At 41.5% G+C, this 14,289-nt stretch carries 12 protein-coding genes and 1 other RNA gene; 11 read left to right on the top strand and 2 right to left on the bottom strand.

The annotated features are described in order from the left end of the window. Both HMPREF9429_RS09330 and ssrA read right to left on the bottom strand, forming a co-directional pair. The coding region (locus tag HMPREF9429_RS09330) for an IS110 family transposase (RefSeq protein WP_006942007.1) at positions 1 to 316 on the bottom strand (316 nt) is incomplete at its 3' end. Positions 317 to 730: 414 nt separating this feature from the next. Next, positions 731 to 1,081, bottom strand: a transfer-messenger RNA (tmRNA) gene (ssrA, locus tag HMPREF9429_RS09025). Between the two features lie 169 nt (positions 1,082 to 1,250). Between ssrA and HMPREF9429_RS04565 the strand changes: the two genes are divergently transcribed. The 11 genes from HMPREF9429_RS04565 to HMPREF9429_RS04615 all read left to right on the top strand — a co-directional run bounded on the left by HMPREF9429_RS04565 (position 1,251) and on the right by HMPREF9429_RS04615 (position 14,158). Further along, positions 1,251 to 2,279 (top strand): sugar-binding transcriptional regulator, encoded by a 1,029-nt coding sequence (locus HMPREF9429_RS04565; RefSeq protein ID WP_006942011.1) that lies wholly within the window; start codon positions 1,251 to 1,253, stop codon positions 2,277 to 2,279. Between the two features lie 18 nt (positions 2,280 to 2,297). Continuing rightward, on the top strand, positions 2,298 to 2,669 hold the full coding sequence (locus tag HMPREF9429_RS04570) for a PTS glucitol/sorbitol transporter subunit IIA (protein WP_006942016.1): 372 nt from the start codon (positions 2,298 to 2,300) through the stop codon (positions 2,667 to 2,669). Positions 2,670 to 2,780: 111 nt separating this feature from the next. Next, positions 2,781 to 3,599, top strand: a complete 819-nt coding sequence (locus HMPREF9429_RS04575; RefSeq protein ID WP_006942017.1) for a transketolase — start codon at positions 2,781 to 2,783, stop codon at positions 3,597 to 3,599. Continuing rightward, on the top strand, positions 3,599 to 4,522 hold the full coding sequence (locus HMPREF9429_RS04580; RefSeq protein WP_006942018.1) for a transketolase family protein: 924 nt from the start codon (positions 3,599 to 3,601) through the stop codon (positions 4,520 to 4,522). The genes HMPREF9429_RS04575 and HMPREF9429_RS04580 overlap by 1 nt, the downstream gene beginning before the upstream one ends. 59 nt (positions 4,523 to 4,581) lie before the next feature. After that, entirely contained in the window at positions 4,582 to 6,087 is a 1,506-nt protein-coding gene (locus HMPREF9429_RS04585) for a phosphohexomutase domain-containing protein (protein WP_006942021.1), read from the top strand. A gap of 14 nt (positions 6,088 to 6,101) precedes the next feature. Further along, positions 6,102 to 6,599 (top strand): methylated-DNA--[protein]-cysteine S-methyltransferase, encoded by a 498-nt coding sequence (locus tag HMPREF9429_RS04590; protein WP_040773821.1) that lies wholly within the window; start codon positions 6,102 to 6,104, stop codon positions 6,597 to 6,599. Between the two features lie 188 nt (positions 6,600 to 6,787). Further along, on the top strand, positions 6,788 to 7,966 hold the full coding sequence (locus HMPREF9429_RS04595; protein WP_006942024.1) for a glycosyltransferase: 1,179 nt from the start codon (positions 6,788 to 6,790) through the stop codon (positions 7,964 to 7,966). A gap of 264 nt (positions 7,967 to 8,230) precedes the next feature. Beyond that, positions 8,231 to 10,276, top strand: a complete 2,046-nt coding sequence (locus tag HMPREF9429_RS04600) for an LTA synthase family protein (RefSeq protein ID WP_006942029.1) — start codon at positions 8,231 to 8,233, stop codon at positions 10,274 to 10,276. Beyond that, positions 10,239 to 10,997 (top strand): glycosyltransferase family 2 protein, encoded by a 759-nt coding sequence (locus HMPREF9429_RS04605; protein ID WP_006942031.1) that lies wholly within the window; start codon positions 10,239 to 10,241, stop codon positions 10,995 to 10,997. The genes HMPREF9429_RS04600 and HMPREF9429_RS04605 overlap by 38 nt, the downstream gene beginning before the upstream one ends. A 32-nt stretch (positions 10,998 to 11,029) precedes the next feature. Beyond that, a complete protein-coding gene (locus tag HMPREF9429_RS04610) occupies positions 11,030 to 12,178 on the top strand; it encodes a glycosyltransferase family protein (RefSeq protein ID WP_006942032.1) in 1,149 nt (382 codons plus the stop codon). A 186-nt stretch (positions 12,179 to 12,364) separates the two neighbouring features. Then, entirely contained in the window at positions 12,365 to 14,158 is a 1,794-nt protein-coding gene (locus HMPREF9429_RS04615) for a phosphoethanolamine transferase (protein ID WP_006942033.1), read from the top strand. The last annotated feature ends 131 nt before the right edge of the window (positions 14,159 to 14,289 follow it).

Below are 14,289 nucleotides of genomic sequence, written 5' to 3' on the forward strand. Positions count from 1 at the left end.
CGACTTTATCCGTTTTCGTCTTTCTAAGGCTTTGACCTTTTCTGTAAAGATTTGTATGTAACGGATTGATGACAAAGGTGTGGTAGCCATGGTCAAGAAGTGATCCCAGAATGTTGTAGGAATAGTGACCGGTAGCCTCGAGTCCTATTTTTATCTGAGATTTGTCCTTTGAGACTGACTCAATCTTGTGGAATAATTCTCCATAGCCATCACTATTGTTCCGTATCGTAAAGACTGGGAACAGTTCTTCGGTATCTGGTCCAAGGATACAACAGTCATGCTTATCCTTAGCAACATCAATTCCAACGTAAATCATTTAGTAAATCCTCCTGTAATAAGTGTTTGATGCTGTTATCGACCCACAGGGCTCTTTGCTGATTGTATCCTCGTTCTACATAAACCGTCATGCGGTATCTAACTGATCAACAATGTAACAAAGAGGCTGTGGTTGGAGCCTAACAAAAACCGTCGCGCGGTAGGAGGTGATAACCAATCCACAGCATCAGATAACAATAGTAGCTGATTACCAAGAACAGGTAAAGAAAAGCTACAACTTAATAATACGAGGAGGTACATGGGCTCAATCGGTGCAGGGAAGACGCGGAAATGACCTTGACTGTGAGCTTAAAGGGCGAAAAAGCAGGTCAATTACGGACACGGCCATGTTTGAGCTTGATCTATAAAAAATAAGACGTGTGAAAGCATGCTTTCACACGTCTTATTTCATTTATGGTGGAGATGAGGAGAGTCGAACTCCTGTCCGTACACACTGCCCCATGAACCTCTCCGAGCGCAGTCCTTGTTAGGGATTTCAGTCGATGTTCGTACAAGGACAAACCCCATCGACCAAGCCCTGTAGGTTCCCGACACAACCGTAGGGCCCGATTGTGCAGTATCCCGCTGAGTGTCGCCTACAGACCGCACGCAGGATTAGCGGTAAGAGACGTCAGCTGCGCTTAGGCAGCTAAAGCAAAATTGTTTTCTTTTGCGTTTAATTTAAAAGTTCACCGATTTGCGGGCAGATGAAACCCCGACTCGCTGTTCATGATACAACTATGCACGTCGAAACCTTTACATCCCCGTGAAGGGACTTCTATACCGAATATTATAGCATAGAAGGGATTGTTATAATATCACATTATTTATGTATGTACAAGGAATATTCGTTGAAAAGAGGGGAGATAACGCAAAATCGGCATAAAAACCAAGTGTAACATAGCTTTATTGCAAGTGCAGGGGTATAATTAGAAATGAAAAAGTTATATATTCGAAGCCGTGTACACGACGAAAGAGGTGAGGGCATGCGAAAGATTGTCGATGATATGAGGCTTCTTGTAAAATGCTGCTCCTTATACTATCGAGATAATTTAGGACAAGAAGAAATTTGTGAGATTTTGGGTGTTTCAAGACCTACTGTTTCACGACTTTTAAAATTGGGTCGTGAGAAAGGAATTGTAAAAATAGAGGTTCTCGACCCCTTTGCTCCCGAATTCGGTGAAACGGAACGGCGCTTGGAAGAAAAGTTCGGTTTTAGAGAGGTTATTGTTGTAGAAGATAGACCGTCCCGTAGTGAGTCGGAACATATCCGCCCGCTCTTGGGTACGACGACACTGGCATATCTGGATCGTATCTTAAAAGACGGTGATATGGTCGGAGTTACATTAGGCCTTACGCTGTACAATATTGTGCATGCGGACTATACCGTAGATAAGGCCGTGCAATGTTGTTTTGTGCCCGTTTTAGGCGGTGTAGGAGAAACCTATGCGGAACTTCATGCCAATCGATTGGCTGAAGAATTTGCCCGCAAATTTCGAAGCGATTTTTTGCCCTTTTACGCACCGGCACTTTTTTCCGATGCCGGCGTGTTGCAGGGATTTAAGAAGGAGCCGTCGGTTCGCAAGGTCTTTTCTCTTTTTGAACGACTGGATGTTGTTCTTTTCAGTATCGGCGTGCCGCAAGGCGATTATTCGACCGTATTGCGCATGAAGTACATAGATGAAAAAATTTTGAAAGATTTTTCCGAGCAGGGCGCCGTCGGCGATATAGGACTTCAATACTTCGACATTAACGGCTCACCCCGGGCCTTTGTTTCTCATAATGAGCGTGTGGCCGGGATGACCTTGGCCGACTTGCGAAAGGTGCCGCGGCGTATTGCCGTAGTGGCCGGGGAAGATAAGGTTAAAGCTGTTGTCGGTGCCGTGCGAGGCGGTTACATAAATACGTTGATTACCGACGCGTCCTGTGCACGGGCGTTAGTGAATTTTAATGAAGAGTTATAGGATTAAGGGAGTTAGCATATGAAATATTATTCGGAAATAGTGGCTATCGGGTCGGAAGCTCTGGAGTTTTTGAAAGATCCCGATTCTCGGTCGCTTATTCTTTTTGATTATACGGCTTCGCCCGATTTAGCGGATATATCGATTTTGCAAAAGAAGAAGGGCGGTATGGGCGAGCCGGCAAAAGGGGATACCCTGCTAATCGGCAATAAGGCCTTTACGATTACGGCCGTAGGCACTGAGGCACCTCATACCTTGGCGGAGTTAAGCCATTGTACCCTGTGCTTTAAAGGCGGTGAAGTTCCGGAGCGACCGGGGTGTATTATGCTTGAAGGTGACGATAAACTGACTGCCTATGACATACAAATCGGCACTTCCATTGAAATCTATTGATTGTGCTATGTGTAAAATGAAATCATACTTTACTCATATGCAATTTTATATTATCCTTGAGTAGCGTACATATTTTCCTAAAAGAACGGTAAGAATAAAGGAGAGAAAAATATGACTAATGAAGAATTGGCAATGCGGGCTACTGCCGTACGCCGCAATATTGTAAAAATGTTGACGAAAGCCGGATCGGGACATCCCGGCGGCTCTCTTTCCGTAACGGATATTTTAACAGTATTATACTTTGACACGATGGATGTGACTCCGTCCGAGCCGCATCGTGCAGACCGGGATCGTTTTGTGTTGTCTAAAGGTCACGCGGCACCGGCGCTGTATGCCGTCTTGGCTGAAAAAGGGTATTTTCCTGAAGAAGAATTATTCAGCCTTCGCAAATGCGGTGCCATGTTGCAAGGCCATCCGGATATGAAACATACGCCGGGGGTCGATATGTCTACCGGCTCTTTGGGGCAGGGCTTGTCTGTAGCTAACGGCATGGCCTTGGCTGCTAAAACGGATGGAGCTGAATGGCGTGTTTATGCTGTTTGCGGTGACGGTGAAATTCAGGAAGGTCAGATTTGGGAGGCTGCCATGTCGGCAAGTCACTATAAACTGGATAACCTGACCTTGTTTATTGATCATAACAAGTTACAAATAGACGGAGCAAACAGTGAAGTTATGTCTGTCATGCCTATTGCGGAAAAATTCAGAGCCTTCGGTTGGAATGTTATTGAAATCGACGGTCACAATATGGATGCCATTCGCAGTGCTTTGACGATTGCCAAGACGACTGTTGGAAAACCGACCGTTATTGTAGCGGAAACCGTAAAAGGTAAAGGCGTATCCTTTATGGAAAATCTTGTCGGCTGGCACGGCAAAGCACCGAATGAAGAAGAATGCGCAGCTGCACTTAAGGAATTGGGAGGCGAAGCATAATGGGAACAGCTACTAGAGCCGCATACGGTCATGTTTTAAAGACCGAAGTATATAAAAATCCGAATGTAGTCGTACTGGAAGCCGATTTGGGCAATGCGACCAAATCCAATGCTTTTAAAGAAGTGGCACCTGAACGATATTTCAATATGGGTATATCCGAACAGGATCTGATCGGTACGGCCGCCGGTTTCGCCGCTGCGGGAAAAATTCCCTTGGCCAGCACCTTTGCCGTCTTTGCAACAGGCAGAGCTTTCGAACAGGTCCGCAACTCTGTTTGCTATCCGAAGTTGAATGTCAAAATTTGCGCAACTCACGCAGGCCTTACAGTCGGTGCCGACGGCGGCAGTCATCAGGCTATTGAAGATATTTCGCTCATGCGCACCTTACCGAATATGACGGTTATTAATCCTGCTGATGCTAAGGAAGCGGAAGCGGCCGTATTGGCGGCTATTGACTATCAGGGACCTGTTTACATTCGCCTCGGTCGTGCCGAAACGAAAGATATACATGACGATTCGTATCACTTTGAATGGGGAAAGGCGGAAGTATTACGCCAAGGATCGGATGTAAGCATCTTTGCAACGGGCATTATGACGGCTAAGGCCTTGGACGCAGCCGAAACGTTGGCAAAGCAGGGGATACAGGCGGAAGTTATTAATGTGCATACCATTAAGCCTTTGGATGAAGAAACGGTGATCGCCTCGGCGAAAAAGACGGGGAAAGTCGTAACGGCTGAAGAACATAGTATTATCGGCGGTCTCGGTTCGGCCGTAGCCGAAGTGTTGGCGCGCCAATGCCCGACTAAGCAAGCTTTTGTAGGCGTGCAAGATTCGTTCGGAGAATCGGGTTCTCCCGATGACTTGCTTGAAAAATACGGGTTAACGGCAGAGGCTATTGTAAAGGCGGCCGTAGGATTGCAATAAGATAGGCGAAAAACCTGATTAAATACGAGGGAATTTTATGCTGACAGGAGGAATCGGTTATGGCCGAAAAAAGCGCGTACAAGTCATTACAAAACGGTAGCGATATTCGCGGGATTGCCGTAGACGGCGTAGTCGGAGAAAAAGTGAATCTTACGCCTGAACGGGTCGCTCAAATTGGCGGTGCATTTGCCGCTTTTTTGCAAGAGCGAACGAAAAAATCGCCCCGAGACTTACGAGTTACAGTCGGCACCGATTCCCGTATTTCGGCACAAGACGTAAAGACGGCCTTTTGTCGAGGCTTGTCCGGTGCCGGCATAGAGGCTCTTGATTGCGGCCTGGCATCGACACCGGCCATGTTTATGTCCACGGTCTTTGAGGACATTAAAGCTGACGGTGCCGTTATGGTCACGGCCAGTCACTTGCCTTATAACCGCAACGGACTGAAGTTTTTTACGCCTGACGGCGGTTTGGAGAAGGCGGATATTGCCCGTATCTTGGAAATTGCCGAAAAAGAAAAGACCGAGCCGGCTGAGTGGAAGGGCGAGTCTTGTCCGGTCATGCAGCTGTATACGGCTCATTTACGACGGCTCATTTGCGACGGATTAAGTACCAAAGAGGCTGAGAAACCTTTAAAAGGGATGCATATTGTCGTCGATGCAGGTAACGGAGCGGGCGGTTTTTTTGCCCATAAGGTTTTGACACCTCTCGGTGCGGACATAAAAGGAAGTCGTTATTTGACCCCTGACGGTATGTTCCCCAATCATGTGCCCAACCCGGAAAATAAAGAGGCTATGGCTTCTATTCGCGAAGCGGTTTTGGAAAGCCATGCCGACTTGGGACTTATCTTTGATACGGACGTAGATCGCATGAGCGCCGTCTTTGCCAGCGGTAAAGAAGTGAATCGTAACTCGCTGATTGCGCTTATGGCCGCTATTTTGGCACCTGATTATGCAGGTGGAACGATTGTGACAGACTCTGTCACGTCTGATGAACTGACGGCCTTTTTGGAAGAGGAATTACATCTCGTTCATTTGCGATATATGCGCGGGTACAAGAACGTAATTAATGAATGTATTCGCCTCAATAAAAGCGGTGTCGTTTCTCCGTTAGCTATTGAAACCTCGGGACACGGAGCTCTTAGCGAGAACTATTACCTTGATGACGGAGCCTATTTAGCCGTGAAGCTGATCATAGCTGCTGCCAGAGCTCGTGTTAGAGGTAGAACCGTTGAATCGCTTATTGATAAACTGAATGAACCGGCGGAAGCGGTTGAATACCGATTAGCCGTCAAAAATACGGATAATGCCAACGCTTACGGTGAGTCGGTACTCGATTCACTGGAAAAACGAGCCTTGGCAGCTCGTATACAAGTTGCATCTCCTTCGTACGAAGGCGTTCGACTCATGTTCCCCGAAGGGTGGGCTTTGTTGCGCATGTCTTTACATGACCCTAACATGCCTCTCAATATGGAAAGTAAAGAGCCCGGCGGATGCGAGAAAATAAAATGCCGTATGTATGATCTTTTGAAAGGATATGATCACTTAGATACGGAAATCTTAAAATAACAGGGATGATATTTATGAAATACGTATATACGTATGAATCACCGCTCGGAACCATGGTTATGGCCGGAACCGGAAGCTCCTTGACGAACTTGGACTTTAAGGGCCAGCTGTATATGCCCGATTTCGGGGCGGATTATACACGCAAGGATACGGCACTTTTTAAGAGAGTTGCCGCTTGGTTGGATGAATACTTTTTAGGAAAGAAGCCGGAACCGAATATACCTTTGTCGTTGGAAGGAACGGAGTTTCGAAAAGATGTATGGAAAATCTTACAGAACATACCCTACGGATCGACAACGACATACGGCATGATTGCCAAAGAAATGGCAAAAGAACGGGGACAGAATATGTCGGCTCAGGCTGTAGGCGGGGCTGTAGGACACAACCCCGTATCAATTATCGTCCCGTGCCATCGCGTTATCGGCAGTGACGGAAGCCTGACCGGCTATGCGGGAGGCAAGGACAAGAAGCGCTTCCTTCTTGATTTGGAAGGCGCATCGTATTTAAAGTAGGGAGTCAAGAACTATAGGCTCTTGGAAATCACTGAATTGGTGTTCTGATGATAGGCGTCGTAAATTTATTTATCAAATCCAAACCGTGTTTGAAAAGCATAGTGATTTACAGGGCTTGAATTAGGAGAATATAAATACCTTCCAGTGATTATATTTATTTCTATCGGGTGTCTATAAGGGTGAGTAATATGAAAATTTTATTGGCAAATTTAACAAAAATGGTAAATGATACGGGCGGGCTCTCGAAGGTAACCATAGCCTTTGCCAATGAAATGCAAAGACGGGGACATACAGTAAACTTTGTGTATCAAGACATACAAATAGGGGATTTCTATTACTCACTTAATGAAAATGTTGGAGCTTATGATCTTTGCCACTATGATGGGAAAAGTATTTCCATACCTCTTTGGTATAAAATGAAACGTGAGATTCTAAGAACCTTTAATAAACGTAAAGCTCGCGGTGTAAATGATGAATTCACGAAAAATTATCTGTTAGATAACCTGAAATCTGTGTTAGTACGTACGGAGCCGGAAGTTATCGTATCATTCCAACCGGCCGCGTCTAAGGCTTTATTAATTGACCTTAAAACGGATATTCCTGTTATTACTATGAGCCATGGCGATCCTGAGGATTATTTTTACTCATATCCGTTTGAAGAAGTTGAGGCTGTCGCGAAAAGTACGGTGAACCAGGTTCTCTTGCCGTCGTTCGAGGCTCATATTAAGGCACGATTGCCTCAAGTAAAAGTTGTCGTTATCGGAAATGCAGTTTCTCAATATACGGAACAGGTGGATTTAACCAAGTCGAGATTTCGCCGTAAAATAGTGTTTGTAGCACGGTTAAATCGAGGAAAACAGCCGCATTTATTGATAAAAGCTTTTGCAGCGTTAGCTTCGAAGTATCCGGAGTGGGATCTTGAATTATGGGGGCAAGAAGATAGGAAACTTTATAGAAAAGAATTGGACATGCTTGTGTCCAAGATGGATTTAACAAGTCGGGTTTATTTTAAAGGTACAACTACGGATGTACCTTCAGTTCTTTTGCAAGCAGATATATTTGCTTTTCCGAGTGCGGGTGAGGGATTTGGGTTATCGTTAGGAGAGGCTATGAGCATAGGATTACCGGCAGTCGGCTATAAATCTTGTACCGGAGTAAATGAACTTATTATTAATGGGGAAACCGGTTTTCTTTGTGATGACGGAGCCGAGCCTCTTGCTCAGGCACTTGAAAAATTAATGTCGAGCCAAGAGTTGAGAACGAGGATGGGATGCGCCGGTCGTGAACGAATGAAGCAATTTTCCCCTGAGGTTATTTGGAATCAGTGGGAAGACTTGCTGAAATCACTTGTTAAAGAATGGCATTAACGATAGACTTATTGGAGGAAATAATCCACATATCGATGGCATAATGAAATTATGAGTATAAAGTTCTGGCCTTTTGAAGAAGCAACAATTAGAAGCTATAGCGAAATATGATACAGAGGATTTTTACTGATAGAGGGAGTTTTGTACAAGTTAGTGCTACGTAGATATTAATTTAATAGTAGATAGAAATTAATTATTATTTAGGACAGAGTGGCGATTAGATTGTTAAGACGATAGTGGAGTTTATCATATAAGGAAATAGAAATGGGAGAACAGTTTTTCTTATCTTTACAACAAAATATCAAGTTGTTTTTTTGGTTACCCATATTATGCGCAATTTTTAGGGCTGCTTTCATTGTCGGGTATCATCCGTATCAAAAGTTGGACGATAAATGGGCTATTATTCGGAAGTGTTTTTCTTTCGGTTTTTGGTGGGGAATGGATGTGAATGCCTACCAATTATTGATATTGTTTTTTGTAGCGACGATTCCCGGACTATTTATTGTCGGATATGCGTATACGGCGGCACTTATTGTAAATACGATTGTGAGTATACTCGTATATGCGGCATTTGCGGGAAAGATTATTTTCTATAAGCATTTTAACGATACCTATAATTACATGGTCCATTACGGAAATCATGCAGATAAGAAGAATCTTATCGATATTTTCTTTAACCAAGATAAGGGTGCGTATGTGTTGTTAGGTATTCTTCCGGTAGGTATTATGAGCTACGGGGGAAGTTGGGTATTATCTAAAATCCCGAACATCCCTTATCCGTATTTTGAAAGCAGTATTGTTGAAGGCATAAGCGCTTTCGGTTTTCTGCTGCTATATGTCCTGATATATTATTGGTTCCATTTCGGGGGTACTTTAAATCATCGAAATAAACCGGAGTGGGATACGGTTCCGACCATTGTCAAAGAAGATATATTTTTTGCCAAGGCGACGATTGATGATTTGGAAGCTCTTAAATTGGTACGAAAAAATCCTCTACAGCCCGAACAAATAAAGTCTGATGAAGAGCTCATGCAAGAGATTGACTGCATTATGCCTGATAGTACGTGGAGACAGCTGAATAATCCCCTGGAGGCATTTAAACGGACCGCCAAAGGTTCTCGTATTTCCGGGCCTCATCATATTTTCTTAATTGTCGGCGAAAGTATTCCGCAGTGGTCTATGGACCCTCTCTATATGTCATTGAATATTTGCCCGGGGCTACGTGCATTTGCGTCAGATGCACATACCGTTTGCGTACCTAACTTTCTGCCTGCAGGAAATGTATCCCGCCCTTCTATTTCCAGCCTTATGAGCGGTGTTTATGATAGCGGCATGGAATTGAATGAGAAGGAAACATTTTGGAATCATACCTTACCTACGGCGTTACCGGCTCAAATGAAGAAGTTAGGTTACCAGACCATATATTGGTATGGAGGTAATTCATCTAGCGGTAATTTTACAAAATACGGCAAAGCGCAAGGTTTTGATCGCATTGAGAATGCGGTTGACTTTTGCGGATCTGACGCACCTCGGACTTGGCTCGGTGTTTATGACCATGTGTTTCTTGAGAAAACGGCGGAACTTATTTTAGATATTCATGAACCGACTTTCCATTTTATATATACGACGACAAATCACGGCCCCTATAAGCTGGAGGATAAATATTTGGATTTTGATGCTACACGTGATTTACGTGGAGTCGGCAATGATATTCTTAATCGCAAAAACCTGAATAAGGAGCTTGCAACATATAAATATTGTGATAAGGCTATTTTTGATTTTGTGACTCGTATGAAGAAGAAATTTCCGGATAGTCTATTCATTGTTACAGGTGACCACTCATCCCTTTTTGGAGAACTTCATAATACATCATTTCTAAGACGAGATTATACGGTTCGCGAGCGATTTAATACGGTATTTTATATGCAGCATCCGGAACTTTTACAATCATCGTTTACGGCTGTGACGGGAACTCATTTAAGTTTAATACCCACCCTTATTGAAGCGGTTGCACCTAAAGGATTTGGATACTATTCTGTTTTGCCCTCTTTATTTGAGCAACAGCCTGACGTACAGGTAACGCCCTATCAATGGATTACGGAAAATATGGTGGGAGATATTAGGGAAGATTACGGACAATTGAATGAATATACGGCAGAAACAGCTGAATACATTCGACCGGTGGATTCCCACCAAAAAGAAGCGAATGCCTGGCGTTCATTGGCTGTGTGGCTTATGAATCATTATGCTAAGTTGGACAGGGGAGATAACAATGGCAACACTGTCAGTCATTATTCTGGTCAAAAATGAACAACAAAATATTAAAGCGTGCATTGAAACGGTACAGTTTGCAGATGAAATACTTGTCATAGATGACTATAGTACGGATGATACAGCCGAAATAGCCATGTCTATGGGAGCTAAAGTAGCACAACACCGTATGGACGGAGATTGGTCTCAACAAAGAAGGTATGCCGTTGCGAAGTCTACCTCTGAATGGATTCTGTTTCTCGATGCAGATGAACGTATTTCCACCGAATTAAGGCAAGAAATACTTGCTGTTTTGGAGAGAAATGAGAAAAAAGCTTTTTGGATAGAACGTTCCAATGTGTTCCACCATAATAAAGCTACTCATGGAGTATTGCGCCCTGATTTCGTATTAAGATTTATGCCTAAAGACGGGGTTATGGTTGAAGGGGTGGTACACGAAAAGATTTCCAGCTCTTATCCGGAAGGCAAACTGCAAGGAAAAATGTATCATTATACGTATGATAATTGGCAACAGTATTTTAATAAATTTAATAATTATACGACTTTAGCAGCTAAGCAATATAAAGACAAAGGAAAGTCTTGTTCCTTTGTAAAAGATATCCTTATTCGGCCTGCCTGGGCATTCTTTAAAGTATATATCCTTGATAGAGGATTTTTAGACGGAAAGATAGGTTTTATCTTGTCTGTTAATCATTATTTTTACACCATGACTAAGTATGTTAAGCTTTATTATTTGTTAAAATCTGATGGTAAATTATAGTTCAGGAATATAAAGAAAGAAGGAATTGGGCTATGCGTGTGGCTATACTTGAAAGCATTATCATGCCTGCCGGTCATGAGGTGGAATTTGATCGTATTCTCGTTAATGAACTCAAGCGTCAAGGACATGAGCCGGTATTTATGGTACCGCAGGACTTTCCCTTTAAGGTGGATTACGGGACGGAAATCATTTATCTTGAAGGCGGAGAAGTGGTTACTTATGCCGGAGTGGCTAAGTGGAAGAACCCCTTTTTAGCGTTATTGAGAGAAAGACGGCGTCGGGCTTGGTTTACCTCGGCCGCAAAGAAACTACAAGAGTTTAATTGCGATGCTCTTATTGTTCCTACATCTACATATCGCTATATAAAAGCTTTACTTGATACGCCGCTAAAAGATAGTCCTATACCTGTACACTTTATTTTCCACGGTATCGGTAAAGGAGAAAATGTACGATTCCTAAAACAGGCAGAACGTGTAAATAAATATAAAAATATCTATTTGGATGTCATTACTTTGCGTGACGATATGCTTCGTAAGGACTTGTCTCGTGTAAGGCCTATTTTGCCGCCTGTATACACCCCGTCTACGGGAGAAATGCCGACCTTTTCCATACACACCCCCTTACGTCTCGGCTTCTTCGGACAGTTTCGTAAAGAAAAAAATATTATTCCCTTATTGGATGCATTTAAAACAGCACATTTCAAAGGGCCGGTAGAGCTTCTTGTACAAGGAGCCACGGCTAAGCCCGAGGATAGTGAATTGTTTGATGAAATTGCTAGGCAATATGCCGATGTGCCGGGGTTGTCTTTCTTGCATGCTAATCTTATCGGGCCTGATTGGGATAAAGCCTTATTAGAATCGGACGCCATCTTAATGCCCTATGGAGCGGAACGTTATCGGTATCATTGGAGTGCCATGCTTTATACCGCTATCGGTTTTTACAAACCCGTTTTGGTATCGCCTGAAATAAATCCTGAAGTACTTCGTGATTATCATGTAGGTGAAATTTTAGACATCTCTTCAGTGGACACAATACGTAATGGCTTGGAAATATTTGTCAATCAAATGATTGACAACCCGAGTGTCTATGAAGAAGGTTTGGTTAAAGCAAACGACGTCTTTAGACATCAACGAATGATGGAGACTATTCTGGATATAGAGAATAGTAGCCATTTGCAGTAGTGGTGTCATATTATAGAGAATATATTAAGTTGATATTTAGGGACACTATGTACGCTCTGCTATTAAAACAGATATTTTCATTTGAAAGGTGTATTTTTGTTAATAGCATACAGTATTGAATGATTATGAGGTATATTATTTGTTGTGTAATATAATATTTTGCTAATAGTATATAAAGGTGAAGCTATGTATTATGTTATAGGGATTGTGAGTATATTTTTTATTTTATATTATTCACTTATAAAGCTATCCAATGAATTAGATGCTTCAGACTATCGCGTTTCTGCTAAAAAATTATTGATACCGTTAATTCTGTTGGGAGGATTAATTTATGTCAATATTCAAGTTTTTTTGATTGGTCTGAATGTATTTGTAACTCCCGGTATTGTTGGTCTTATTATTGCATATACCTATCCTATAATCTATTATTTAACAAATCATAATAGTAAAGCTGATTTTTTACATTCCTACGACTTCGTTTGGGGAATATATTCCGTTATTGAATTAATACTCATAGAGGAGATATTGGGTACTTTATTAGGGAATAGTATTGTTTACCATTTGATTTATACAGTAGTTTTAATTGTATTTTTGCTTCCAAGTATATTAATGATTGCGTATTATGCACTATATAAAAAAATTGTAGATGTTGCTACTGTTCAGACTGTTTATTATACGCAGAAGTTTGAGATGATTGAATTTTTTAAAACTTTTTCTGCTTTTGAAAAGGTTTCTATTGGGGCATATATTAGTTCTTTTTTTATTGGACTTGCGTTATTAAGTGTTTTCTCTGTAATTGCGAATCCGTTAAAATTATCTGAATTTATTATTTCGATTGTTCTTTTTTGCGGTATTACTTATTTTGTAGTTAAAGTCAAAGATAAAAACTCCTTAATAAAAAGAACGGGATTAATTAAGATAATACTTGATTTTCATAGATTTCAAAAAGAATTAAAACAATATAATGTAAAACATGAAAAGGCACTACATAATACACATTTTTCAACTGCTTTTAAGAATGGAGAAGGTAGTACATTTATACTTGTTATTGGAGAGTCTGCTAATACGGGTCATTTATCAGCTTTGTGTGAGTACCATCGAGAAACTACGCCTTGGCTATCTGAAATGAGTCGAGAGGGTAGGATTCTCACATATAAAAATATGTATTCGTCATTTGTGCAAACGGCGAAAGTAATGGAATTGGCACTGACTAGTGCTAATCAATATAATGATATATCGTTTATCGACGCAATTTCGATTATTGATGCAGCGAAGGCTTGTGGGTTTGAAACTTATTGGTATAGTAATCAAGGGGTTGCGAATGTAGAGAATACGGTCGTATCCATTATTGGGAAAAAGGCGGATCATCATAGGTGGACATTAGAGGATTACACCATGGTCCCGTATGATGAGGTTTTATTGGAGTATTTACGAGCTGTGCCTAAAACCAACTCGAATAAATTGATAGTCTTACATTTAAAAGGTAGCCATGTAGGTTTTACAGAACGATATCCTAAGAAATTTGAAGTTTGGCCGGTTGAAAAAAAAGAACTTTCAAGCAAAAATGCATATGATAATTCGATTCTCTATACTGATTATGTATTAAAATCAATATTTGAATATGGAAAGAGTACTTGGGATTTGCAAGCGATGGTTTATTTTTCAGATCATGGCACACCCATTGGAACTAAAAGGGTACCTTATTTTGATGGGTTTGATACAGTTAGAGTGCCGTTTTTTGTTTATTTATCGAATGAATATAAACATAGGTATTTAGAAACCTATGAAATATTGATGAAACATAAAGAATATTATATTACGAATGATTTGGTATTTAATTTAATGCTTGGTCTTATGCAAATTAAATGTAACAAAGTTTCTTTTAAGGATGATTTTACTAAAGCTGAATATAAATACACGAAGGAATCACTTAAAACAAATTTAGGCAGCGTGTCTATAAGTGATGATATCGAACGTTAATCTCTCTTAATTATAATCCCAACGAGAGTATTTTACTTCCTAAAGTGGTGATATCTATTGGCTAAATGAATGTCGTTATTTAGAAATGACCTGCCGTCTAGTGAGGCAATGATAATTCGTGGTTGATATAA

Origin of the sequence: Megasphaera micronuciformis F0359, from assembly GCF_000165735.1 — a bacterium.
Lineage (GTDB): Bacteria > Bacillota > Negativicutes > Veillonellales > Megasphaeraceae > Megasphaera > Megasphaera micronuciformis.